This window comes from Nonomuraea antri (genome assembly GCF_013283785.1).
GTDB classification, from domain to species: Bacteria; Actinomycetota; Actinomycetes; order Streptosporangiales; family Streptosporangiaceae; genus Nonomuraea; species Nonomuraea antri.
This window is the reverse complement of record NZ_JABCPZ010000006.1, coordinates 89,777-113,405: the sequence shown is the minus strand read 5'-3', so window position 1 is coordinate 113,405 and position 23,629 is coordinate 89,777. Positions and strand designations below refer to the sequence as shown.

The 23,629-nt window shown below is 67.5% G+C and carries 16 protein-coding genes, 4 tRNA genes and 2 pseudogenes; 8 read left to right on the top strand and 14 right to left on the bottom strand.

Annotated elements, in window-relative coordinates:
• Positions 1-924 (top strand): annotated as a pseudogene (locus tag HII36_RS59460) (IS701 family transposase); the annotation flags it as partial.
• 194 nt (positions 925-1,118) lie between these two features.
• Here the strand turns inward: HII36_RS59460 and HII36_RS03685 are convergent.
• The 4 genes from HII36_RS03685 to HII36_RS03670 all read right to left on the bottom strand — a co-directional run bounded on the left by HII36_RS03685 (position 1,119) and on the right by HII36_RS03670 (position 2,955).
• A tRNA-Phe gene (locus HII36_RS03685) sits at positions 1,119-1,195 on the bottom strand.
• A 5-nt stretch (positions 1,196-1,200) separates the two neighbouring features.
• Positions 1,201-1,275: transfer RNA gene (locus HII36_RS03680), tRNA-Asp, on the bottom strand.
• A gap of 95 nt (positions 1,276-1,370) precedes the next feature.
• A tRNA-Glu gene (locus HII36_RS03675) sits at positions 1,371-1,443 on the bottom strand.
• The gene (locus HII36_RS03670; RefSeq protein ID WP_236003156.1) at positions 1,444-2,955 is read right to left on the bottom strand and encodes a metallophosphoesterase family protein; all 1,512 of its coding nucleotides are present in this window, start codon (positions 2,953-2,955) and stop codon (positions 1,444-1,446) included.
• 87 nt (positions 2,956-3,042) lie between these two features.
• On the opposite strand from HII36_RS03670, the gene HII36_RS03665 reads away from it, so the two are divergent.
• Positions 3,043-3,393 (top strand): metallopeptidase family protein, encoded by a 351-nt coding sequence (locus HII36_RS03665; RefSeq protein ID WP_217369121.1) that lies wholly within the window; start codon positions 3,043-3,045, stop codon positions 3,391-3,393.
• Positions 3,394-3,494: 101 nt separating this feature from the next.
• Positions 3,495-4,787: an MFS transporter gene (locus HII36_RS03660; protein WP_173521579.1), complete on the top strand. Its 1,293-nt coding sequence runs from the start codon at positions 3,495-3,497 to the stop codon at positions 4,785-4,787.
• Positions 4,788-4,791: 4 nt separating this feature from the next.
• Here the strand turns inward: HII36_RS03660 and HII36_RS03655 are convergent, their stop codons facing one another.
• Positions 4,792-5,073, bottom strand: coding sequence for a PspC domain-containing protein (locus tag HII36_RS03655; RefSeq protein ID WP_173521578.1), 282 nt, complete (start codon positions 5,071-5,073; stop codon positions 4,792-4,794).
• Between the two features lie 92 nt (positions 5,074-5,165).
• Here HII36_RS03655 and HII36_RS03650 point away from each other — a divergent pair, with 92 nt between their 5' ends.
• Positions 5,166-6,320 carry an acyl-CoA dehydrogenase family protein gene (locus HII36_RS03650; RefSeq protein ID WP_173521577.1) on the top strand — a complete coding sequence of 385 codons (1,155 nt, stop codon included), beginning with the start codon at positions 5,166-5,168 and terminating at the stop codon, positions 6,318-6,320.
• A 49-nt stretch (positions 6,321-6,369) separates the two neighbouring features.
• A tRNA-Lys gene (locus HII36_RS03645) sits at positions 6,370-6,442 on the top strand.
• 1,018 nt (positions 6,443-7,460) lie between these two features.
• Here HII36_RS03645 and HII36_RS03640 read toward each other — a convergent pair.
• Positions 7,461-7,673 carry a DUF397 domain-containing protein gene (locus HII36_RS03640; RefSeq protein WP_173521576.1) on the bottom strand — a complete coding sequence of 71 codons (213 nt, stop codon included), beginning with the start codon at positions 7,671-7,673 and terminating at the stop codon, positions 7,461-7,463.
• Complete coding sequence (locus tag HII36_RS03635; RefSeq protein WP_173521575.1) at positions 7,664-8,491, bottom strand: helix-turn-helix domain-containing protein; 828 nt, start codon at positions 8,489-8,491, stop codon at positions 7,664-7,666. The genes HII36_RS03640 and HII36_RS03635 overlap by 10 nt, the downstream gene beginning before the upstream one ends.
• Before the next feature lie 243 nt (positions 8,492-8,734).
• Between HII36_RS03635 and HII36_RS03630 the strand changes: the two genes are divergently transcribed.
• The gene (locus HII36_RS03630; RefSeq protein ID WP_173521574.1) at positions 8,735-9,229 is read left to right on the top strand and encodes an ATP-binding protein; all 495 of its coding nucleotides are present in this window, start codon (positions 8,735-8,737) and stop codon (positions 9,227-9,229) included.
• 1,059 nt (positions 9,230-10,288) lie between these two features.
• Here HII36_RS03630 and HII36_RS03625 read toward each other — a convergent pair.
• The 5 genes from HII36_RS03625 to HII36_RS03605 form a co-directional block, all read right to left on the bottom strand.
• Positions 10,289-11,944, bottom strand: a complete 1,656-nt coding sequence (locus HII36_RS03625; RefSeq protein ID WP_173521573.1) for a tyrosine-type recombinase/integrase — start codon at positions 11,942-11,944, stop codon at positions 10,289-10,291.
• Positions 11,941-12,204: a helix-turn-helix domain-containing protein gene (locus HII36_RS03620; protein WP_173521572.1), complete on the bottom strand. Its 264-nt coding sequence runs from the start codon at positions 12,202-12,204 to the stop codon at positions 11,941-11,943. Before HII36_RS03620 ends, HII36_RS03625 begins: the two co-directional genes overlap by 4 nt.
• A 312-nt stretch (positions 12,205-12,516) precedes the next feature.
• Entirely contained in the window at positions 12,517-13,428 is a 912-nt protein-coding gene (locus tag HII36_RS03615; protein WP_173521571.1) for a TRM11 family SAM-dependent methyltransferase, read from the bottom strand.
• Complete coding sequence (locus tag HII36_RS03610; RefSeq protein ID WP_173521570.1) at positions 13,428-14,366, bottom strand: hypothetical protein; 939 nt, start codon at positions 14,364-14,366, stop codon at positions 13,428-13,430. Before HII36_RS03610 ends, HII36_RS03615 begins: the two co-directional genes overlap by 1 nt.
• Positions 14,367-14,569: 203 nt before the next feature.
• On the bottom strand, positions 14,570-15,331 hold the full coding sequence (locus HII36_RS03605; protein ID WP_173521569.1) for a hypothetical protein: 762 nt from the start codon (positions 15,329-15,331) through the stop codon (positions 14,570-14,572).
• A gap of 165 nt (positions 15,332-15,496) precedes the next feature.
• Here HII36_RS03605 and HII36_RS03600 point away from each other — a divergent pair, with 165 nt between their 5' ends.
• The gene (locus HII36_RS03600) at positions 15,497-17,740 is read left to right on the top strand and encodes a polyprenyl synthetase family protein (protein ID WP_173521568.1); all 2,244 of its coding nucleotides are present in this window, start codon (positions 15,497-15,499) and stop codon (positions 17,738-17,740) included.
• Positions 17,741-17,892: 152 nt separating this feature from the next.
• Here HII36_RS03600 and HII36_RS03595 read toward each other — a convergent pair whose 3' ends face one another.
• Together HII36_RS03595 and HII36_RS03590 are read right to left on the bottom strand one after the other, a co-directional pair.
• Positions 17,893-19,176: a site-specific integrase gene (locus HII36_RS03595; RefSeq protein ID WP_173521567.1), complete on the bottom strand. Its 1,284-nt coding sequence runs from the start codon at positions 19,174-19,176 to the stop codon at positions 17,893-17,895.
• Between the two features lie 196 nt (positions 19,177-19,372).
• Positions 19,373-21,094, bottom strand: coding sequence for a hypothetical protein (locus HII36_RS03590; protein ID WP_173521566.1), 1,722 nt, complete (start codon positions 21,092-21,094; stop codon positions 19,373-19,375).
• 197 nt (positions 21,095-21,291) lie between these two features.
• Between HII36_RS03590 and HII36_RS03585 the strand changes: the two are divergent.
• Positions 21,292-23,586: pseudogene (locus HII36_RS03585) on the top strand (TOTE conflict system archaeo-eukaryotic primase domain-containing protein); the annotation flags it as partial.
• Between the last annotated feature and the right edge of the window lie 43 nt (positions 23,587-23,629).

Genomic DNA, 23,629 nt, shown 5'->3' with positions numbered 1-23,629 from the left:
AGGGCTCGCCGTGTGTGGCGCGGCAGTACTCCGGCACGCTCGGCAAGGTGGCCAACTGCCAGGTCGGCATCAGCGTGCACGCCGTCACCGATGTCGCCTCCTGCCCGTTGGAGTGGGGCTTGTTCGTACCGCCGTCATGGGACGGGCCCAGCGTCGAGGCTGACCTGCGCGCGCAGACGGCGGCGCGGCGCGTGCGGTGCAGCATCCCGGATGAGGAGCGTCATCGCTCGAAGGCGACGATGGCGGTGGAGATGCTCGATACGCTCGCCGGGCAGGGGTTACGGCCGCCGCTGCTGGTCGCCGATGCCGGTTACGGCGGCAGCAGCCCGTTTCGGGGTGCGCTGGACGAACGGGGCATCGGCTATGTAGTGCAGGTCGGGTGATGCCCTGGCCCATCTGCCGGATGCGCGGCCGGTGCCGCGCACCTGGTCCGGGCGGGGCCGGCCATCCAGGCAGACCGAACCGCGCTATCTCGCCACCGCCGTCAGCCTGGCCGCACTCATCCAGGCGGCCGGCCCCGCCGCCGCGATCCCGATCACCTGGCGTGAAGGCTCCAAAGGAGCGATGACATCGGCGTTCGTCTTCTTGCGGGTGCGTCCGGCCGGGCACCGCATCGCTCGCGAGGCGGACGGCACTCTGCCCGAACGGTGGCTGATCGCGCAATGGCCGGCCGATGAGCCCGAGCCGGTCAGGTACTGGCTGTCCAGCCTGCCCGTCACCACCGACCCGGCCGACCTGATCCGCTACGCCAAGATCCGATGGCGGATCGAACACGACTACCGCGAGCTGAAGACCGGCCTCGGTCTGGACCACTTCGAAGGCCGCACCTGAACCGGCTGGCACCGCCATGTCACCCTGGTCACCGCCGCGCACCTGTTCTTGACCACCCTGCGAGGCGACCCACAAGCGGCTGCGCCGGTCTGACTCTCTACAAGGCCGTCCACGAACTGCAACTGCTGCTCGCCACCTGGACCGGCACATGCCCGACCTGCCAACGATTACAACCGTCCGCTACGCAACCGTCACCGGAAGACCTAACAAAGCACTACTAGTACCGCTGCAACAATAGCGAAGCCCCGGGCGGTTACCCGTCCCGGGGCGTCTTTGCTGGTGAAGTGTGGTGGTCAGGGGCAGGGTCGAACTGCCGACCTTCCGCTTTTCAGGCGGACGCTCGTACCAACTGAGCTACCTGACCCAGAGCGGTCCTGACGGGACTTGAACCCGCGACCTCCACCTTGACAGGGTGGCGAGCACTCCAAACTGCTCTACAGGACCTTGTCTTGCGTTTCTTTCTGTTTGCGCTCGCTTAGCTTACCAGCTCTCCGGTGGTCTTATGACCGGCCGTTTCGCGGTGCGCTAGGCGCTCGCTGTGCCCCCAACGGGATTCGAACCCGTGCCGCCGCCTTGAAAGGGCGGTGTCCTAGGCCGCTAGACGATGGGGGCTTAGGTTTCCCTGTCGCCTTCCGTCGGGGACCTCTGAAGCATAGGGGACGATTGCCCCTGATGCCAAAGTGGCCGTCCGCCGGTCGGCGTCGCAGTGCCAGTGACCGGTCCCGTTGGCGACGGGGCGTTCGTTGGCTCTGGGGAAATCATACGTTGTGGGTCGGGCTCCACGTGACGCTGGATGTACACCGACTGCTCCCCCAGGCCGCCGAGGGTGATGTCGTCCCAGGCCCGCAGGCGTTTCGTGGCTTTGTCGAAGTACAGGACCGAGGCCTGGACCGGCGTGGGCTGGGCGCGTTCGAGCGCCCGCAGGCCGGCGCCGCCGGTGCTGCCCTGCACCAGCATGCGGGTGCCGGTGGGGAAAACGGTCGTCTTGCGTACGTGGGTGTGCCCGGCCAGGATCATCGGCGCGGCCCCGGAGAAGCCGCGGCCGATCTCCCCGTCGTGGACGGCGATCACGTCCGGTTTCGTGGCGGTGAGCCGTCTGGCGTGGTTTTTGCCGAATTCCTCCAGGGCTTTGACGTCCGTGTCCACCGGCACCGACTTGTCCGGGGTGAAGCGCGGGTCGCCCAGGCCGTAGATGGTCAGGCCGGCCACGGTTTTGGCGCGATCGTCCAGGACGACGGCGTTCTTCTGCTTCTCGACCGCCTTCTGCGTGGTCATGCTGTCGTGGTTGCCGCGGACGAACACGTACGGGACGCCGAGCCGGCCGATCTCGTCCAGGAACTTGTTCTCGGCCTTGGTCCCGTGGTCGGAGATGTCGCCGGTGTCGACGATCAGGTCGACCGCGAACTGGTCCTTGAGCGAGCGGATCACGTTCCAGGCGATCGGGTTGATGTGGATGTCCGAGACATGCAGGACGCGGATGGAATTGGGGTCGGCGTCGTACAACGGCAGGGTCGAGACGGTGTCGTACAGCTTGGAGACGTTCGTGACGAGCTTGGTGAGCTGGGAGCGGTACGACTCGAACTTCGTCACGATCGACTCGGCGCTGCCCACCAGCGACGGCGCCGCGGCGACCAGGCCGGAGTAGCGCGGCTCCACGAGCGAATCAGGACGAAAGGTGAGCGCGGCGGCCACTCCGGTGCCGGAGAGCGCCACAGCGGCCGCCAGGAGGCCCAGCAGGCCCACGCGCGGCCGTCTGAAGACCATCAGGCCGGCCAGCAGCGCGCCGGCCCCGGCGCAGAGGAGTGAGCGCAGCGCCAGGGCGCGCACGCCGTCCAGGAGGTCGTTCTCGATGATCTCGGGCAGCCGGTCGGCCAGCTTGGGGTCCTCGATGAGGGCCCTGGCACGTTCCTGGTCGATGTTCTCGAGGCTGATGCGGAGCCTCAGCGGGGCGTCGTGGGTGCGGAAGGTGAGGGTGCCGAGCGGGCTGGCGTCGACGACGGTTTCGCCGTTCCAGGCGGGCCTGACGGACATGCCGGTCTCGACCGGGCCGATCTGAGTCCGGACCGTACCGCTGAGGAAGATGCCCAGCCAGGCGCCGACCGCCGCCACGAGGAGCACCGCCATGATCCTCGCCGCCCGCGACCGAATGACTGTTTTCGACCTCTCGACGAACTTCATACAGTTTCTTGCTTACCTGACCGACGGGGCAGAATGGCAAATGTGATCGAGGTTTCGAGGGAGAAGTTCGAGGAACTCGTGGCCGAGGCATTGGACACGATTCCTCCGGAGCTCACCGGCGTGATGAGTAACGTCGTCGTCACGGTGGTCGATGATCCGCCTGAGCCGCACCTGCTCGGCCTGTACACCGGTGTCCCCCTCACGGAACGCGGCGACTGGTACTCCGCAGTTCTGCCCGACCGCATCGAGATCTACCGCAATCCGATCTGCCAGATTTGCGATACCGAGGCAGACGTGGTGGACGAGGTCCGCATCACCGTCGTCCACGAGGTGGGTCACCACTTCGGCATCGACGACGCCAGGCTCCACGAGCTCGGCTGGTAACCCTTTGCCGTGCGTTGACCACTTCCGGTTGCGTGGCGCGTCGTTGATCGGGCACCTTAGGTGACATACCGAACACCCTCAGTCAGGTACAGCGGAGTCCCATGGGGGCCAAGCAGACAAGGCGGCTCCCAGGGCGGCATCGCCGTGCCCTGGAACGCCAAGCCACCTACGGCGAGGTCATCGCCGTCAAAGAATTCCGAGCGCTCTGGTACGCCCAGGGCTTCTCCCTGCTCGGCGACCAGCTCGCGCAGGTCGCGCTGGCCGTCCTGGTCTATCAGCGCACCGGCTCGCCGCTGGCGACGGCGGCGGTCTACGCGCTGACGTACCTGCCGTCGATCGTCGGCGGGCCGCTGCTGGCCGGGCTGGCGGACAGGTTCGCACGCAGGGGCGTCATGCTGGTGTGCGACGTGATCCGCGCGCTGCTGGTCGCCGCGATGGCGGTGCCCGGCATGCCGTTCGCGGTGCTGTGCACGCTGGTGTTCTTCGTGGTGCTGCTCAGCGCGCCGTTCTCGGCCGCGCGGGCGGCGCTGTTGCCCGAGGTGCTCGAAGGCGACAAGTACGTCGTCGGCTCGGCGCTGCAGAACATGACGAACCAGGCCGTGCAGATGCTGGGCTTCGCGGCCGGCGGCGCGGTGATCGCCGGCATGGGGCCCTATCGGGCTCTCGCGCTCGACGCGGCCACGTTCCTCGGGTCCGCGTTGATCCTCGTGACGGGGGTGGGCAGGCGTCCCGCGGCGGCGCGCGACGGCACGAGACCGTCCATGTGGACGATGACCGCGGCCGGCGCGAAGCTCGTGTTCGGCTCGCGCGAGCTGCGGACGCTGGTGCTGTTCGCGTGGCTGTGCGGCTTCTACATCCTGCCCGAGGGCATCGCCGTGCCGTACGCGATCGAGCTCTACACCGGCGACCTGCCCGTCCCGGTGATCACCGGCCTGCTGATGGCGGCGATGCCGACGGGGACGGTCGTGGGCGCGTTCCTGTTCAGCCGGTTCGTCGCGCCGTCGAGACGATTGCGGCTGATGGGCCTGCTGGCCGTGCTGAGCTGCGCGCCGCTGGCCGTGACCGCGCTGCGTCCGCCGCTGGCCGTGGTGCTGGCCGCCTGGGTGTTGTCGGGGGTCGGCGGGGCGTATCAGCTCGCGGCGAACGCGGCGTTCGTCCAGTGTGTGCCGCCGGAGCGGCGCGGCCAGGCGTTCGGGCTGGTGCAGTCGGGGCTGATGGCGGTGCAGGGCATCGGCATCCTGGTGGGCGGGTTCGCGGCCGAGCGGGTCGGCCCCGAACCTGTCGTCGCCGCGGCCGGGATCGCCGGAGCGATCGTCGCGGCCGGGCTCGCCCTGATGTGGTCGCGGCCGCGCAGCGGCCGGACCGCCCCGGTGGAGGCCGAGGCCACCGCCTGACAGGTCACTGCTGGGGCTTCTGCTCGCCGCTCCAGTCGGTGCGCGACTGCTGCTGCTTGCTGATCAGGTCCTGGACGACCGAGGTCTCCTTGCCCTCCTCCGGCATCAGCAGCCAGCCGATGGCGTACGCGCCGATGCCCACGCCACCGAACAGCGTCGCGATCGCCAGCGCGATCCTGACCAGGTTGGCGTCGACGCCGAGGTACTCGCCGATGCCGGAGCAGACGCCCGCGACGATCCTGCCGTTGTGGGTCCGACGCAGCTTCTTGACGTTGTATTCGCTCATGACTCAAGACTGCCCTTCGCCCCCGTGTTCGCACATCGGGATTCCCCCTGGTAGAACCCTGGTAGCCCCCTACGTGAGGAGAGGACCCCGCGATGGACGACCTGCTTCGCCTGGACGACCGGCTGAACTCCGACCAGAGGCTCATCAGGGACACCGTCAGGTCCTTCGTCTCCGACCGGGTGCTGCCGTACGTGGGCGACTGGTTCGAGCAGGGCGTCTTCCCCGCGCGCGAACTCGCGCCCGCGCTGGGCTCGATGGGGCTGCTCGGAATGCACCTCGAGGGGTACGGCTGCGCGGGCACCGACGCCACCTCCTACGGCGTCGCCTGCCGCGAGCTGGAGGCCGGCGACTCGGGGTTGCGGTCGTTCGTGTCGGTGCAGGGGTCGCTGGCGATGTTCCCGATCTGGCGGTACGGCTCCGAGGAGCAGAAGGAGGAGTGGCTGCCGCGGATGGCGTCCGGCGAGGCGATCGGCTGCTTCGGCCTGACCGAGCCCGACCACGGCTCCGACCCGGCCAACATGCGGACTCATGCCAAGAAGGACGGCGCCGACTGGATACTGAACGGGTCCAAGATGTGGATCACGAACGGCTCCATCGCCGACGTCGCCGTGGTCTGGGCGCAGACCGACGAGGGCATCCGCGGATTCGTCGTCCCCACCGCCACGCCCGGCTTCTCCGCCCCTGAGATCCACAAGAAGCTGTCCCTGAGGGCGTCGGTCACCTCGTCCCTGTACTTCGACGACCTGCGCCTGCCCGGCTCGGCCGCCCTGCCCGGCGTCACCGGGCTGAAGGGCCCGCTGTCCTGCCTGTCGGAGGCCCGTTTCGGCATCCTGTGGGGCGTCGTCGGCGCCGCCCGCGCCTGCCTGGAGTCCGCCGTCGAGTACGCCAAGACCCGCGTCCAGTTCGACAAGCCCATCGGCGCCTTCCAGCTCACCCAGGAGAAGCTCGCCTGGATGTACGTCGCCGCCGCCCAGGCCGGCCTCACCGCCCTCCACCTGGGCGCACTCAAGGACGCCGGACAGCTGGAGCCCCGACAGATCAGCTTCGGCAAGCTGGCCAACGTCCGGGCCGCACTGGACATCGCCCGCCAGGCTCGCACCATCTTGGGCGGGAACGGGATCACCCTGGAGTACCCTGTGATCAGGCACATGAACAACCTGGAATCGGTGCTGACCTACGAAGGCACCCAGGAGATCCATACGCTGGTGCTGGGCGAGGCGCTTACGGGGCTGCCGGCTTACCGGTGATGGAGGCGTCGCGTGGGGGGCGGTAATCTCTGTACCCTTGCAGATGCGAGGGGCGTTAGCTCAATTGGCAGAGCTGCGGACTTTTAATCCGTAGGTTCCGGGTTCGAGCCCCGGGCGCCCTACAACTCCACACCCCATCTGACCTGCGATTTCTCGATTCTCGTGGGCTTCTGGCAAGGCCGAGACGGACCGTTGGTTGCTCGCCGGTTGCTCTTCGGCACGGATCCGGCACATGGCCGGGTGCTCCGAACCCCGGTTCGGCCCTGATCGTCAGGCCAGACCCGCAAGAAGGTCAGGAGAACACCAAGCCGGAAGACCTGACAAGGCCCCCAACCCTGGTTGTGCTTGTAGCCGCGTCAAGATCTGATCAAACCTGCGCTCCACCTGCGAGCGCTCCACCGGCGATGTCACGGCGAGTCCCCTCGTGGAGTGCTCAGGCCACAGCTGCGCTCTTTGCCTTCGCTTGAAGAAGCCCCGGCGGGGCCTGTCGGCAAAGCCCAGCCCCGAGCAAGGCCGGGGAAGCATCACGGCGGGGCCAAGGGGGCAGACACCCTGGACCGGTTGCCTTGCCCACCAGCCCAAAAGTTGATCAAGCCGTCTGCCGAACAGATCCCGTGCATCACAGTGACTGCCGTTCTGATCTCCTCTACAGAACTGACCTGCACAGGATCGCTCGTCTTGCCCTGTTCGGAAACAACTGTCCTGCACGCCACCCCAGCGGCGGCTGCCGCACCCGCTTCCGGCAGGAGCTTTGAGACCGTCGAAGGGAGCGTCCATGCCTCGGTCGCGGACATGTCACCGCGTGCAACCTGAAAGACGACGGTAACAGCGTCTATGTCGAGTACTTCACTCCATGCTCGGCATAGACAAAAGGTGCCCGACGACAATGGCCCCGAGTCCGGATGTGGCACCGACAGCACCTCATCCCCCACATCGACTTCGTCAAGATATGTGGCGCCGACAGCCCCTCCCGCCGGTGTCACAGGTCGTTCCGGATCAAACGCCAGGAGGTGAACTCCGGCTGCAGCCACCCGACGAAGATCTGCAAGTGAGATCCAGACTAGCTACGAGACTGGCCACTCGGGCAAGAATGAGGTCCGGGACCTGCCCAGACCCCATTCTCTGCTACTGCCGTCGGGGTCAGAAATCGAACTCGCCTTTTTTGGCGCCGTCGATGAACGCCGCCCAAACCGATGCTGAGACGACATAGGGGGCCTGGCCGGGAGCTTCGGTGTCACGGATGCCGACCTGGCCACCCGACAGGGGGGCCACTTCCAGGCAATTGCCGTTGTCGCCGGAGCGCGTGGCCTTGCGCCAGATGGCGCGGTCCAGTTCTTCGTTGGTCACTTCCATCGCTTGGCTTTCTCCTCGATCAACTGGAGTGAAGCCCTCCGGGGTAGGGCCTCACCATGCAACATCTCATATCTCGACTTGACATCCAGAACGCGGCTTGGCTCGGCAGTGATCTGGCTCAGCGTGATCGACTCGATGTAGGCCGTGTCCGGCATCTCCGGTCCGCCGGCCAGCATAAAGGCACCTTGCAAGCCGGTCGTCAGCCACGCGTCATGAGGGAGGACATGGAGGTGAACCCGCGGGTGATCATCCATCGCGGTGAGCTTCGCGAGTTGCTCAGCCATGACCTCCTCACTCCCGATGGGCCGGGTGAGGACTCCTTCGTCCAGCACTACCCATAGCGTAGGACCATTCTCCCGCTCCAGGATGCACTGGCGGTCCATCCGCGCCGCCACGCTTTGCTCGACGAGGTCAGGCGTGATACCCGGCCTTCCCCGGAAGATGGCTCGGGCGTACTGCTCCGTTTGGAGCATGCCGGGAATGATCAACGGCTCCCAGCCGCGCAGCATGTCCGCTCGCTGCTCGATCTCGACCAGTTGCGCCAGCCAGATGGAGAATCGTCCGGCATGCTCGACGGTCTCTCGCCAGCGCGTCAGCAGCCCGCCGCCTGCCTCCAGCGCGGTGTCGGCGGCGCGGGCGAATTCTTCGTCGGCCCGGCGTTCTCCGCGCTCGAGCATGCTGATCTTCGAGACCGACCAGCCGAGCATGACAGCAAGTTCCTTTTGCCGCTTGCCTGCCATAATGCGGTATTCGCGAAGATGAACGCCGAATTCCACGCTAGGTGCTTTTAGTGCAGGTTCTGGCTCGGCGTTTTCCAAGGTGAAACGCCTCCTTCCCGATGGCACACACGAAACGCACGGGCATGTGTAGTAGCACACCTGGTTAGTGCCTGGGAAGTGCTTTGTCTTAGTCCCCACACGCAGGGGTTTTCTGAGATGGTCTCTTCAAGCCAGCGCGGACCACACAACCAGCCGCACGAATGGAGAGCAGGCGCTTAGATGCCACTCGCGTTCTTCACACAAGGAAGCGGCCCATGATCGGGAAATAGCGAGGCGAATCCGGTGATCTACTACACACCCCCACCGACACAGTTCGAGGAACTCGGCGTTCTCCAGTTGGCGTGCAGCGCTCGGGCGCCGTATCTGGCCCGGACTGCGATCACCAGGTGGCTGGGCACTACCCACGCTGCCCGGGAGATCGTCGCTCTGGCGGTGTCGGAGCTGGTCACCAACGCCGCCAAGTACGCCGATGCGACCGATGCCGGTGACGGTCGCGCGGGCATCACGCTCAAGCTGGCGCAGGACGCGGTTGTTCTCCGGCTGGCTGTGACCGACCCGGGCTCAACCTGCTCGACGCCCGCCCGCATCCCGCTCCAAGCGCCGAACCTGCACGCCGAGCACGGGCGGGGGCTGGCGATCGTGGAGACCCTGTCGCGGGGCCGGTGGGGAAGCTACCGGATGCCCGGCAGCGGATGCCGCCACGTGTGGTGTTACCTCGATCGCCATCCCACCGAGGCGCAATTGGGGGAGCTGTACCGCGCCCCTGTCGCCGGCTGACCTCGTTCGCCCCTGTTCATCTTGTTCACCTTGTTCACTGCCTGTGTCGGCCATGCCCGGATTCGGAGGAGCATCGTGCGCCGCCATCACCTCGCCGTCATCGTGTCGCAGCCCTGATGGTGATCGTGCGGAAATCCACTACGCACGGCGCGGCCAACCGTAGCCAGCCTTCCCCCTTCTGACCGCTCCAGCCCATCTCCTGGGAGACCCGTCATGCCTGAACCCGTCGCCGCCGAGGTCGCCGACCAAGCCGCCGCCCACCTCACCGAGTTGCAGACCCTGCTGAATCAACGGGGCTTGCACACCCGCGTCCTGACTCACGCCGGAAGGCTGTCGCGGCTGCGGGTCATCAACCCCGACGCCACTTCTCTCAGCGAAGTCATATCTGTCGCGCCGTCGGAAAACGAGTGGAGCTTCTGGTGGTCATGGGCCGACCGATCACCCCGGTCAGCGATGTCGCCATCGCCGCCGAACGTATCCGCCATGTGCTGGTCCCCGCCACGCGCCGGGTCGGATGACCGGGTACACACTGCTGGGCAACCACAACTGCCCGGAGGACGGCGCTGCCCCCTCACCTCATCTCATCCGGAAAGCTGGATGAGCAACCCACCCTCTCGGGAGCGCGAGTCGTGTATGGACGAACTCGACACGACGTATCCGAGATGGCGGTAGGCACGAGCCTCCCCCCGCTGGAGCGTGACGCGGCTGCCGTGGTGGCTGACCCATGTCCGGAGGCCAGGTCAGCCACCGCTCCTACGACGATCACGGCGGTGCCCCGTCCGCTTGATCGTCACCGATAGCGGCCCCCTTCCGATGAGGTGGCGTCGCAGTCGCAGAGACCGCGATGGGAGGAGCCGCCTACCCCTAGACATCCGGCAGCAGCATCCCCTCCAAGCGCCTGCTGCTGCCGGGCCGGAGTCCCTCGGGAGCGCCCGCCAGGAGTCGCAGTCGGGTGCCCCTCCCTTCCGAGGGATCTCCCCTTCCCCCCTGAGGGAGGAGAGGCGAAGGCCGGCCAGTCTGGGTGACTGACCGGCCTTGGCCGGTACCTTCTACTGGCGGCTATCTAGACGGCAGGTGAATCACCGCCCCACCGGCCTCGCCCGTCTCAGGCCGAGGCGTGCGGGGCTCAGGCGGCACTGGCCGAGGGGCGGGGACAGAGCGCGCGGCGAGAAGGGCGGCCGTCGCCTCCGCCGCAGCAGCCGCGGCCTCGGGGTAGACGCTGGTGTAGGTGTCGCGGGTGAACGCCGAGGTCTTATGCCCGAGCGCCTCCTGCACGATCTTGATGTCCACCCCGGCCGCGAGCATGGCGGTGGCGGCGCCGTGGCGCAGGTCGTGCAGCCGGATCGGCGGCAAGCCCGCCTGGTAGCACAACCAGTAGAAGCGGTCGGTCACGTATTGCGGATGCAGCGGCTGACCGAGCTCGTCGGTGAAGACAAAGCCTGAGTCCACCCAGTCTTCCCCTGCGGCCAGCCGCTCCCGCGTCTGCCGCTTCTTGTGTTCCTTCAGGATCGCCATCGTCTCGGCGTCCACGGCGATCTCCCGGTCGCTGGCATCGGTCTTGGGAGTGCCCTGGATGGGGTTCCAGCCAAGCTGGGTGATCTGCCAATGAATCCCGATCCTCGATGTCTCGAAGATGACGTCGGTCCATCTCAGGCCTACCGCCTCGCCGCGCCGCAGGCCCCGCGTGGCAACCAGGCGGTACAGGGCGAACAACCGGTCGCGGCGAGCGTAGGCGAGGAAGGCGTTGGTTTGCTTGGGTGTCCATACCATGACCGGCGAAGGCCGGGGCGCTCCGATGTAGATGGCGACTGGATCGACCCGCTTGCCGTCACGGGCCCGCTTGAGCCGGTCCAGATGCGCGCTGTGATCCTTGTGCCACTGGGTCACCTTCTCCTCGGTCCAGATGACCGGCTTGGGGCGTATGCCTGGAGCCAGCTCGACGACGGCGGCAGGGTTGAAGTCCAGCAACCGGTCCTGCCGGATAGCAACGTTCAGTGCGTGCCGCAGCGTGGCGCGGATGCGGTGCATCGTCGTGGGGCCGACCGGACGCCGGTAGCGCACCGCCGCCACGCGGACGGGATCACCGCTGGCACGTTCGGTGGCGATGATGTCGTTGAACTCCTCGATCGCGTCGAACATCCCCGCGATGTCCGATACCCGCAGCCGGTCCAGCCGGATGTCGCCGAGGTAGGGCTTGAGGTAGAGACGGATATGGGATTCGTAGGAGCGTTTCGTCGTCTCCTCGATCGCGCGCTTGCGCTTGAGGAACTCCTCCAGCCACTCGGCCACCGTGACATGCCGGTTCAGGTCCTGCCGGGTGCGGACCTTACGTCGCACTTCTTCCAGGTCGGGAAGGTGTTTGGTGTCCTTGAGCACCGACAGCATCAGCTTGGTGATCTGCCGCCTGATGGCGGGCTCGGGGTCGAGGGCGAGCAGGCCGCGGGCGTGATCCAGCTCAGCCTCGGCGTCCTCCTGTGTGGCGAAGCCGCTGCGCCGCAGCGGGGTACGGCGCTTGCCGTCGGCGTGCGCGGGAAGTTCGAGCTGGTAGCCCCACGTGCCGTGCGTGGTGCTCCACCGGCTGCCACCGTCGCCATGGGCGCGGCGTAGCTTGGGGCATGTCTTGCTGATGTTCTTGCCGGTCTCGGGATCGATGCATCTGCAGATCTTGAACGTAGTGCCCTTGGCGACTTTCGGCTCCGGGTCCTTTGCCGTCATGCCCGTCCTTCCTGGTCCTCCGAACGGCTTTCGGTGCCGACGGAGTCGGTGTGGTCGAGTAGCGCCCGCAGCCCGCGAACCGGCACCACGTACCGGCCGCCGATGCGCAGCACCCGGCACGGGAACGCGCCCGCTTTGGCGAGCCGGTATGCCTTGGTGCGGCCCATGCCGAGCAGCCGTCCGGCCGCGAGCAGGCTGATCACCTGCGGCCACTCTGCCGCCTCGGTTGCCGGGCTTTGGGGTGGGGTTGTGCTGGTCATGCGTCACCTCCATACGCGTGGATGAACAGGGGCCGGTGCGGGCGCGCGTGTTGCGCGATCCGTACGGCCGAGGCGGGCTGTGGTGGGTGCTACGCCGCCGACCCGGTCCCGTCCGGTCCTCCGTGCCGGGTGCGGCCGTCCCGTTCACGACGGGACGGCCACACCCCCGGCATGCCGAGGGCCGGTGCGGGGCGGGTTGGCGGCGGTATCGACGCCCACCTTCATGGCCCGCGTCAAGCGAAATCCGCAGGTCAGTACCCACGTCCCTGTTCCTGGCCCGGATGCGGGCCAGGAACAGGACGGGTCGCGGGGCTACTCCAGCTCGCAATCGTCTGGAAGGCCGGGGCCGGGCGTTGCCGAGGCCGGGGACGCGGCCTTGGTGTAGATGAGCAGGTCCTCGTGCGCGACGGCGTGAATGGGCAGGCCGCGCGCCCAGGCCTTGCGCGCCTCGTGGAGCTGGAAGAACGACGCCCGGTTGAGAAGCGTGCCGTCGCCGAGTCCGCATAGCAGGCACGCGATCCGGTCGGCGAACACCAGCCCGGCCTGCTGGGCGACCTGGTGGACGTGGCCGGGCAGGTCGACCAGTTCCCCGCGCATCCGGTAGGGCCGCACAGTGATCGCCACGACCCCGCCGGAGCGCAGCAGATCCACGCATCCGGCCAAGATGCGGCCGAACCCTTCCAGCAACGCTGGGAGCTGCTGGTGGGCGAGGTTGCCACGATCTCGTGAGTAGTGCTGGTTCCGCTTACGCACCCCTGGCTCGCCGGTGTCTCGGGTGGAGCGGATGTGCCCGTGGGTGTGGCTCCCGTACGGGGGTGAGGTGAGCACCAGTGCCGCCTGCCCGGTCAGGTCCGGCAGCAGGTGGGCGATGGAGCGGGAGTCTCCGCACACTACCCGCCCCGAGCCGGGTGCCCCCTGCTTGCGGGCGTGGCCGAGATTTGCCACGGCCAGGCGCGCCCACTTCTCCTCATACTCCACGCCCGCGGCGTGGCGGCCGAGATGGGTGGCCTCGACGAGGGTGGTGCCGATTCCGCACATCGGATCGAGCACCAGTTCACCCGGCCCGGTATAGGTGTCCACCGCGCGAGCGGCGATGGAGGGCAGCATCTTGCCGGGGTGGCGCATCGACTCCGGCACATACCGGCCGCGCCGCTGCACCCGAGACTGCTGCTGCCCGGTCGCCCACACCGAGGTCGTCGCCCCGAACGTCGTTGTCTCGGCCATCAGCGGGTACCCCTCGTCTTCTCCTCCGATGCCGAGGCGTTCGCGTCGGCAAGCGGGCCTACCGGCGCGGACGAGCACGGCGGCATCGCCGGCTTGATGAACAGCAGCACGTCCGAGTGCACCCTCGCGCTCGCCGGCAACCCGGCGCACTGCGGTAGATCCTGCGAGGCGACCTGGCCGCGACCAGGCAGACAGGCTTGGACGCGGTCGCCGCGAGCGGACTGGCGCAGGGCGATGATGTGCTGCAGATACACCAGCCCCGCCGCGCGGGCCTGGGCGATGATCTCCGGCAGCGGGTCGGCAAGGCGGCCCTGGTAGTGCAGGCCGGTCACGACGGCCAGGTGGCCGCCCGGCTTCACCAGCCTCGCCGCCGACGCGATGTCGTGGGGCTTTACCGCATGATGCGAGCCCCGGCGGCGAAGCTGGTCGCAGGTCAGCTCCGTCACTACCAGGCCCGCGCATCCGGCAAGGTCGGTCAGCGGAATCTCCTCATCGTCCGGATCGGTGATGCGCAGGTCGGTGACCTCCAGGTCGTAGTCCGGATGGGTACGCGCGAGCCGGGTCCAGGTCACCCCCGCCCGATGGGCGTCGGTGAAGACCGCCACCGGCAGGCAGCCCGCCGTAAGCACGGCCGAGACGAGCTGGTGATCGGCGGCGCCGAGATGGATGACCGTCTCACCCATGCGGGTGCAGGCGACGATGAGGTGGCGGGCCAGCGGGCCGCTGACCGGATGACAGCAACCCGTCAGGCAGGTGGAGATGGATTCGGTGTCGGCTGCGGCCAGCCACACCGTCAGCGGCAAGTGCCCCCGAGCGGGGTGCTGCGTCTCGCGGTGTACGGCGAGTTCGCCGTGAGGGCGGCTGGCCGGCCTGGTGGTGACCCGATCGGTCTCTGAGCTCGTGCCGGAGACGGTGGAGGTGTTGGCGGGTTCGGTCATGTGGGTGTGGCCCGAGTACCGGGCCACCGATCCCTGTCACTGATCCAAATACCTGGCTGAAGGCCCGAGTTCGGACACCCCATCAAGCAAAGACCTCGTAATGCCTGCCCGTACCGCTCTCGTCCCAGGCTCCGTCGCGCAGCCGTTCACCTGCTTTGTCCACAGCCTGTGCCTTGCGATGCGCTCGAGCCTGGGCAGGCCGCTTACCCCGGCTGGGTGGGTTTGGGCCGCTCGTGGATGGTGATGTTCGCCTGGAGCACGCCCTGGCCGTGGATGGCCAGGCCGTCGTCGGTCTTCCAGATCTCGAAGTGGTGGCGGCCGGCGGGTATGCCCTCCCACTTGTGATACTGCCAGGCATTGCAGGTGAACCGGATCGCGCGGGTGTCGGGGCGTACCGCCATCCAGTAGGTGGTGACCTCGACGGGGCAGGTCATGTTCGCCCAGACCTCGATGGTGCCCGAGGCGCTCTGCACCCACTCGCGGGAGGACAGGCGCACGGTCATCCGGTCCACCTTCCAGTCGAAGCCGCGTCCGCTCGCCACGGGCGCTGGGGTGAGGCCGGGCAGGGCCGCCTGCTCGGCGTCCGCGCCGCTGGAGAAGGCGCCGGAGAGCGCGGCGACCCCTGTCCCGGCCCCGATCACGGCCAGCGCGATTGCGGCCACCGCGATACGGGCTCTGCGGCGCGGCCGGGACGGTGACTCCGCAGGCACGGCGAGGCCGCGCCAGCGGCGTTCCCACGCCTCGACGTCGCCGCCGCAGGCGGCCACGTAGGAGCGGACGAAGTCGAGCGGAGGGAGCTCATCAGGGGTGAGCCGTCGCGAGATCGTGCTGGAGTGATACAGCATGCGCTCGCCGATCTCCCGCAGGGAGAGTCTGCCGCGCAGCCGGCGCAGGTCGTCCACGAATTCCGCGACCGGCCCTGACCCCCGGTCGATGGGGCGATCCTCTCTCCCACGCCGCTTCATGAAGCCTCCGGTGGATTTGCTGCGCTTGTTGCGTCTTTTGTTGCGCAGCTCAGGGGGGTGGCCAGGGCGCGTGGCCCACATTCAGCATGTGGGTCATCCACACCCTTGTCCACGGAGGCCGACGTGCCATACCCCTTCACCGAGGAAGATCTCGATGACGATCGCATGATCCAAGGTGCGCGGCGCACACTGGCCGAATTCCGCTCGTGGCAGGAGCGCAACCCCGAGGCGATCGCCGGCCACGTAGACCGTTACACCCGGCACATCGACGGTTTGCCGTCTCGCCATCCTCTGCGGGTACGACTGCGTCGGCTGGGGGCGCGGGCCGCCGAGCACGCCAGGATCGAGCGGGAGGTCAGGCACTTCGTCATCTACAACCTGCTGGAGGTGCCCACCGACGAAAGGATCGCGCTCATCACCGAGGGGCTGTCGCGGTACGTCCCGGAGTTTCGTGTGGTCGAGCGGACGGTGCGGACGGGTGGGCTGGAGGCGGCCGTCGACCTGGTCCGTGCCCGACTCAATGGAAGGGCGGGCGATCTGCCCGAGCTGCTGTGGCTGCGTGAGCGGCTACGGCGCCTGCACCGCGTCCTCCCCGCGGACGTGCTGCGCGCAGGAGCCATGGGCAAGGTGTCCAGGACCATTGGCGGGGTCCTGGCCATCGCCGTCTACGACACCTTCGACGTGAGCGCCGACGAGGCGGCAGATCACCTGCGGCGGGTCGTCCGCGGTGGCTATGCGCTGGGCGCGGCCTACGCGATCATCGACGACTGCCTGCACGACCTACCCGAGCATCGGCTGCCGCGGGCCGAGCGGGAGGACTACCACCGGCTCGTTCTGCGCGCGTTGCCCTCCGGCGAGCCGTTGTGCCCCTCGCAGCTGCCCGACAACCCGCTGGCCGAGGAGCTGTGCGCCATGCGCGAGCAGGTCCTGACGGACTTCCCGCCCGCGACGCACGGGCACCTCTACCGCGCAGGGACGTGCATGTATCTCGCCCAGCACCGCGATGCGTCCAGGGCGCACCCTGACCTGGCCGATGTGTTCATCAAGGCCGGGCTGAGCCGTGTCATCGCCAACATCATGGGCCGGCGCAGCCTGCCGGACGGCTTCTACGCCCGGTGCCTGAACACCATCATGCTCAGCCAGCTCCGCGACGATCTCAAGGACCGCGAGGAGGACGCGGCCGCAGGACGGTGCACGCTCTTCACCTTGCCGCCGGAGGAGGTGGCGGGCGACCCGCTCTACGACGTGTTCGCCTACGAGGCCTACGTGGTGGACGGCGTGTTCGACGGCGACGAACGGGTCGCCGACGACCTCGCCTACCACGGCGCCGGTAGTATCGCCGCCTACCTGGCACAGGATCCTGCGCAGGCGGCCGAGCTCGAGCGGGCCTACCCGCCGACTCCGGAGATCCGCCGGTTCCTGCGCGTGGCGGCCGGTCTGCACCCGCGCGTCGCGGCCCACCAGCTCCCGGTCGACAAGCGGCTGCGCGCCGAGGTGAACGCCGTGACGCAGGCCCGGCCGGCCACCGACGTGGACTGCCGTACCTTCGCCTTCGACCAGCTGCCCTTCATCGCGGCGGCGATCGACGGGCACGTGCGCAAAGGCTCCACCGGAGACCTCCACGAGGTGATCGCCTACAGCCTGGGTGCGCACGGCAAGCGGGTGCGCCCTACCCTCACCTTGGCTTTGGCGGCGGCGCTCGGGCTGGACCGCGACCGCCTCACGCCGATCGTCGCCGCCGGCGAGCTGTTCCACACGGCCAGCCTGATGTTCGACGACCTGCCCGCCCAGGACGACGCATCGGTACGCCGCGGCAGGCCCACGGCGCACACTGTCTTCCCCGAGAGCAGCGTCCAGCTCGCCGCCATCTCGATGATCTCCACTGGCTTCGGCCTCGTGGCCGAGCTGTCCGCGCACTTCCCGCCCGACCGGGTGGCGCAGGTCGTCGCCTACGTGGGCACCAGCCTCGGCCCCGAGCGGCTCTGCCGCGGGCAAGACCTCGATCTGCGCCTGGCCAGGAGCGGCCGGGCACTGTCCGCCACCGAGTTCGTCGAGCTGTACACACTCAAGACCAGTGCGGCGTTCGAGGCGGCCCTGGTCCCGCTCATGATGCTGACGGCCCGGCCGCAGCGGGAGATCGAGCTGGTCGGCGGCTATGCCAGGCACGCCGGCGTCGTCTTCCAGATCCGCGACGACATCCTCGATCAGACCGCCACCGTCGCCGCACTCGGCAAGGACGTGGGCCAGGACACGGGGCGCGGCAGCCTGGTCACCGTGCATGGCCGCGCCGAGGCCGAGCGCCTCATGGCCCATCATCTGGAGCGCGCGTACGCGGCCCTGGACGGCCTGCCCTTCGACGTCGCGCTGCTGCGCGGGATGGCACGCTACTTCGCCACCCGGCGCCGCTAAGGGCTGTTTCTTAGATCTGGGGACCGTTTGTGGCGACTTTAATCCGTAGGTTCCGGGTTCGAGCCCCGGGCGCCCTACCACCTCCACCTGCGGTTTCCCGCGATCCTGTAGTCGAGTCGTCCCATCGTGAGTCACGGTGAGACACATGTGAGTCACGCCTCCACGGTATGACCCTTGCGTACCCGTCTCGCGGTCTTTCGGGCGGCCTTCAGGACCATCTGCGCTGTGGCCCGGGCGCTGTCGTGATACAGCTGCGGCAGCACCGACGTATACGTGTCGGCGGTGAGCACGATGCCGGCATGCCCGAGCAGGCCCTGCACCACCCGCAGATCCGCTCCCGCCGCCAGGGCCAGCGTCGCGGCTCCATGTCTCAGGTCGTGCAGCCGCACCGGGGGAAGCCCGCTGGCCAAGACCAGCTTGTGAAAGCGGTAGCTGAGATAGTCCGGATCAATCGCCTCACCATTCTCTCGCGTGGACACCGGCGCTGACGGCGACCAATCGGTGCCCAATTCGCCGCGCTGGACTCGTTCGTAACGGCGCAGCAACCGGAGAGTGTCGAGGTCCAGAGCGATCCCACGCTGACTGGAGGCGCTCTTCGGCGGACACGGGAAAAGGCCATGGTCGGTGTGAACGAGCTGGCAGGCAATGGTGAGTTCGCGCCGGTCGGTGTCGAGATCGATCCAGCGCAGCCCGGCCACCTCGGCACGCCGCAGACCACGCAGAGCGATCAGCCACCACAGCGCGAACAGCCGGTCATCGCGAACGAAGGCGAGGAACGCGGCCAGTTGCTCGACCGTCCACACCGCCACAGCTGGGCGCTCGCCAGTGCGCCTCCACGCGGCCACGCGACGCGGGGTCCACACCACCGGGTGGACATGGCGCGGGGACGGTAGCCGTAGCCCACGAGCCGGGTTGTCGCGGATCAGGTCTTCCCGGACGGTTTCGTTCAGCGCCGCGCGCAGCGTCGCCCGGATCCGTTCCAGCGTGGCCGCGCTGATCGGCTTGCCGTAGCGGGTATGACGTCTGGCCACAGCGGTGAACATCCTGACGACGTGCCGCCTCGACAGCTGGCGAAACGGAATGAGGCCAAGGTGCGGGATCAGGAACAGCCGGACGCGATCGCGGTAGGCCTTGTAAGTGGTCGGCCGGATCCGCTGCTCAACCACCGACAACCAGTAGCGCAACCACTGGGCGACCGCGCAGTACCCGGTCACCGGCGCCGCCTCCAGCGCCTGAGCGAGATCGCGGGCGGCCTGCTGCGCCGCCTCGGCCGTGGGGAAGCCGCCACGGCGCAGGCGCTGCCGCCGACCGGACACATCCGTCACCTGGACGGCGAAGTACCAGCTGCCATGGGCAGGATCGGCCAGCCGGGCGCAGCGGTTTCCCAGCCGTTTGCCTGTCACCGCGTCGGCACAGCCACAACGCCGATGCACCACGTGGCGATCTTGAACGCATGTCATCGTCACTCACTCCCTCACTTGGGTCACGGGAGATGACGGCAACAACAGCATCTACGTCCAACGAAGATCAGGTAGATCTCCTAGGTCCACCGGTCAGTCTGCTGATGAGAAGCCCGCCATGACAACCTCGGCCGCGACCGTCGAGAGCCCGTTGCCGGTCGCAGTCTTCGGATCACTTATCGCCAAGCAGGCCGGCGACGCGGGCCAGGACGGTGAGCTGTTCCTTCGCGAGTGCTGTGGATTCGGGGGCGTTGAGGGCTCCGTCCGCATGAGGATGCAGCCCGAGTAGTGCGCCCTGGACTGGGACGGATAGTTGCGACAGATCCTGGATACGCCCCCGCAGATGATCCTCCGCTGCGGTCAGGATGTCCGTGCCCCACCGCGCGACCACCTGCTCGCTGGTGTCTACGGTCACGTATTCGTCCTCGCCGGTAAGCACACCGTCGTCGGCCAGAATGTCGAGCATGCCATCGAGCTGGGACTTGCCGTCCGCAAGTCGAAGCTGGCGGGTGATCGGATCGTAGCAGGCGATCAGGCAGTGGTCGCCGCGGCGCAGCAACGACTCCTCCAGCCCGCCCTCCCAGGTCGATCGCTCCAACTCCACCCAACCGGCGCCCAGCAGCTCCATCTCCAAGTAGTCCAAGACACTGTCCGGATCGTGATCGGTGCCGTCGGCTCCGTACAACCGCTGGTAGCTCTCCCCTGCCCGGCCACCGTCCTGGTCGGCCACCCCAGCGACATCACCGGTAGTGACGATCGCCGCAAGCAACTCGGCTGCTTCTGGGAAGTCGGCGACGGTACAACCGTCTCGGTGGCACCAGCCCTCTCCCGGACAAGCAAGAATCACCCGATCCACTGTGTCCACAACGTCTGTTCCATCGGGGGAGCGGCTCACGCACAGCAGGTAACTGTGCAGCGGGCCAGGCTCAGCGATCAGGCCGTCGGTGCCATGCAGGGCCCCGCCGTACACGTACACGATGAGCCCGCCCCTGCCTCCACCCGCCCAGCCGGCGACGGCCGCGCGGGCAGTGGCCAGTATGTGCGCATCCACGCCGGGGTCCCATCCGTCCAGTACCCATCGGACGCTGTGGCGCCAGTCCCCCGCGGCCCCGAGGGCGATGGCGAGCCTCTCATGATCTTGAGGCGTAGTGTCGGTGACCGGCAGTCCCCCAAGCGTCGTCGAAGTGGCCAGCAGTTCGCTCGCCACACCCGGATCCTGTGCCGCCGGCGACGACTTCGCCGGTTCGACCGCCCACCAGCGCCTGTCCTCGGGAATCAATGCCTCGTTGGCCTCCGCGTCGACCTGAACAGTCGTGGCGGGCCCGCGCTCGCCAGTGATACCCAGGAGCGTGCACAGAGCCACCTCCCATTCCCCGATCCCTCCAGGCAGCATGGGCAGTTCCGGTCTCTCCGGATCAGAAGCAGGCAGGAGAACAGTCACGTCGCCGAGCTCGGCCAGGGCACCCACCACCAGAGGCCGCTCAGGGGGAGCTTCCGGATCAAACGAGTCAGCCCCAGGCTCCGATCGTGGCTTGCCGTGCCGATCCAGACGCGGAACCCATGCTGGACGGCGCTCCTGCCGCCACTGGATGCGGTCCAACGTGGTCAGCAATTCCCGCTTGGTTGGATTCGAGTGAAGAAAGTCGACCGCGGGTCGCACCAAAGCCTCCAGTTCGGCTTTGCGAAGTTCCTCAGGGTGCTCAGGCACGTCAATGAACACCTCTGGCACGACCAACTGAGCGAAACGTGCTTGAACAGCAGCGGTGAACTTCGCCGCGAAGTCACCCCTGGTGGACTCGAACGCTTTTCTCATCGGCTCCAAATCAACGTGGTCCCCCACGAGGCTGTCCATCATCGAAAGCAGCACTTCGTTCTGGTTGTATGCGCTGAGCATGACCACGACCATAACGGCCGACGCCACCGCAGACAGGCCCTTCGCGCCAATACGCCACTGGTGACGGTCCTGAGGGATCACCGCCACTGTTTGGCGTCTCATCTGGGCGTGCCCCGTGCATACGGACTGTCCAATGCGAGCCTCGCCCTAGTGTCGGCGTCCTTGGGACGGTCATCTGGGGGTGGGCGCTTGGATGCATGGCGGTAAACACGCAGGATAGGTCCGTGGACTTGTGGGCTGAATGGAACGACCCGGTTGAGCTACGGATGCGACTGGACGCTGCGTTGGTCGAGATCGCTGAGTTGCGTGAGGAGAATGGCCGGCTCAGGCAGCTTCTCCGGCAGCAAGCCTCGGCCTCGATCGAGCGCGGCCCCATCGAACCTGATCGAATCTCCGCTACACCCGGCAATCTATCGCACAATGGCTTGCCGTACGCGGACGCAGCTTCACCTCCGTCCGAAAAGCTCGCCTTGTTCAAGGCGTTGTTCGTCGGCCGCCGCGATGTGTATGCCACTCGCTTCTCCAGCCGCAAGACCGGCAGGCACGGGTGGAGCCCCGCGGAGAAGGAGTTCTGGCGTCAAAGGGACGACGCCGAGCGGGAGTTCCTGCCGCTGACGGATGAAGTTCTCATCGCGCACCTGAGCCGAACCACCGACGGACGCGACTCCCATGTCGGGCTGTATCCGATGCTGTCCGACGACACCTGCCAGTTGGTGGCATGCGATTTCGATGGCGTGGGCTGGCAGGGCGACGCCGCCGCCTACGCGGAAGCCTGTACGCGGGCCGGCATCCCTACGGCGGCAGAGATTTCCCGGTCCGGAGCCGGTGCCCACGTGTGGGTGTTCTTCACCGAGCCCGTCCTGGCTGCGTCGGCGCGCGCCATCGGCATGGGACTGTTGCGTGAGGCGATCGACCGGCGAGGCACTATGTCGCTGGCCAGCTATGACCGGCTGTTTCCAGCGCAGGATTCGCTTCCGGTCAAGGCGGCGGCTCGATTCCGGTTCGGGAATTTGATCGCGTTGCCGTTGCATGGCGGTAGCCGGGAGCAGGGCACAACGCTGTTCTGTGACCCGCACACCTGGCAGCCATATGAGGATCAGTTCGCGTTCCTGTCCAGTGCGCGCCGGCTACGTCCGGTCGAGGTGGATGCGCTGGTCAAGCGGTTCGGCCAGATCGACGCCGGGCCATCGACGACCGGCAGGTTGCCCGCCAAGCCCCGTAATGGCGCGCTGGGTGTCGCGCCCCAACGGGTGCGCGCGCGGCTGGGCGCTATGCTGGCGATCTCGACCGACGGCCTTCCCGCGCCACTGATCGCCGCTCTCAAACACCTGGCCGCCTTTCACAACCCAGAGTTCTACCGGTGGCAGTCGATGCGGTACTCCACTTTCGCCACTCCGCGCTTCGTACGCTGCTTCGACGACAGCGACCCCGACTGGCTACGACTCCCACGAGGGCTGGCGGAGCAAGCGGAACATCTGATCGCGGCAGCGGGCGGCGCCATGGAGATCACCACCGCGGTGCCGGACCACGACCCGATCGCGGTGCGTTTCACCGGTGAGCTGACGAACGTACAGGACGAGGCGGTCACCGCGATGGCCAAGCACCTCACGGGAGTCCTGATGGCGCCGCCTGGCGCGGGCAAGACTGTGATGGCCTGTGCACTGATCGCCCGGCACCAAGCACCGACGGCGATCATCGTGAACCGCGCCGAACTGCTCGACCAGTGGAAAGAACGACTGACGACGTTCCTCGATCTTGACGACGCGCAGGTGGGCGCCAAGGGCAAGGGCAAGGACAAGCGGCACGGAGTCGTCGATGTCATCATGCTGCAGTCCGTTGCCCACCGCGACGCCGACCCGTCGCTGCTGAACGAGTACGGCATGGTCATCGTCGACGAATGCCATGCGGTGGGCGCTCCGGCCGCCGAGGCCGCCATCCGTCAAGTGGCCGTGAAACGTTGGATCGGGCTATCGGCGACGCCGTACCGGGCTGATCAGATGGACGCGCTCATCACGATGCAGTGCGGACCGATCCGGCACGAGATCACCGCCGAGGTGTCGTTCGCCCAGCGACTCATCGTCCACCCGACCGACTTCAACACCGAGGAAATCGGAAACGACGGCGCCTCCTTCCAAGCGATCTACGGCGAACTGGCTGCAGACGAGGTCCGGACCGCCCAGATCGCCGCCGACATCGCGGACGCGGCGAGCCGGGGCAGGAACAGCCTGATCTTGACCAATCGGATGGAACACCTTCAATGCATGACCGCCGCCCTGGCAGACCGGGGCGTGGCCGCCACGCTCCTGCACGGGCAGTTCAGCGCAGCCGAACGCGACCACGTCCGCACCCGCCTGACCGATACCGAAGCAGGACCCCTGGTGCTCCTGGCCATCGACAAGGTCGCAGGCGAGGGATTCGACCTACCCCGACTGGACGCCCTGTTTCTAGCGATGCCGATCTCGTTCAAAGGCAAGGTGATCCAGCATGTCGGCCGGATCATGCGAAAGCCGCCACCAAGCACGACGTCGAGGTACA

Coding starts and splice junctions, on each gene's coding strand:
- HII36_RS03605 (WP_173521569.1), bottom strand. CDS start 15,331: ATGAAGCGGCGTGGGAGAGAGGATCGCCCCATCGACCGGGGGTCAGGG.
- HII36_RS03610 (WP_173521570.1), bottom strand. CDS start 14,366: ATGACCGAACCCGCCAACACCTCCACCGTCTCCGGCACGAGCTCAGAG.
- HII36_RS03615 (WP_173521571.1), bottom strand. CDS start 13,428: ATGGCCGAGACAACGACGTTCGGGGCGACGACCTCGGTGTGGGCGACC.
- HII36_RS03620 (WP_173521572.1), bottom strand. CDS start 12,204: ATGACCAGCACAACCCCACCCCAAAGCCCGGCAACCGAGGCGGCAGAG.
- HII36_RS03670 (WP_236003156.1), bottom strand. CDS start 2,955: ATGGCGGTGCTCCTCGTGGCGGCGGTCGGCGCCTGGCTGGGCATCTTC.
- HII36_RS03640 (WP_173521576.1), bottom strand. CDS start 7,673: ATGGAAGTGACCAACGAAGAACTGGACCGCGCCATCTGGCGCAAGGCC.
- HII36_RS03650 (WP_173521577.1), top strand. CDS start 5,166: ATGGACGACCTGCTTCGCCTGGACGACCGGCTGAACTCCGACCAGAGG.
- HII36_RS03600 (WP_173521568.1), top strand. CDS start 15,497: ATGATCCAAGGTGCGCGGCGCACACTGGCCGAATTCCGCTCGTGGCAG.
- HII36_RS03590 (WP_173521566.1), bottom strand. CDS start 21,094: ATGCTCAGCGCATACAACCAGAACGAAGTGCTGCTTTCGATGATGGAC.
- HII36_RS03665 (WP_217369121.1), top strand. CDS start 3,043: ATGGCAAATGTGATCGAGGTTTCGAGGGAGAAGTTCGAGGAACTCGTG.
- HII36_RS03625 (WP_173521573.1), bottom strand. CDS start 11,944: ATGACGGCAAAGGACCCGGAGCCGAAAGTCGCCAAGGGCACTACGTTC.
- HII36_RS03655 (WP_173521578.1), bottom strand. CDS start 5,073: ATGAGCGAATACAACGTCAAGAAGCTGCGTCGGACCCACAACGGCAGG.
- HII36_RS03660 (WP_173521579.1), top strand. CDS start 3,495: ATGGGGGCCAAGCAGACAAGGCGGCTCCCAGGGCGGCATCGCCGTGCC.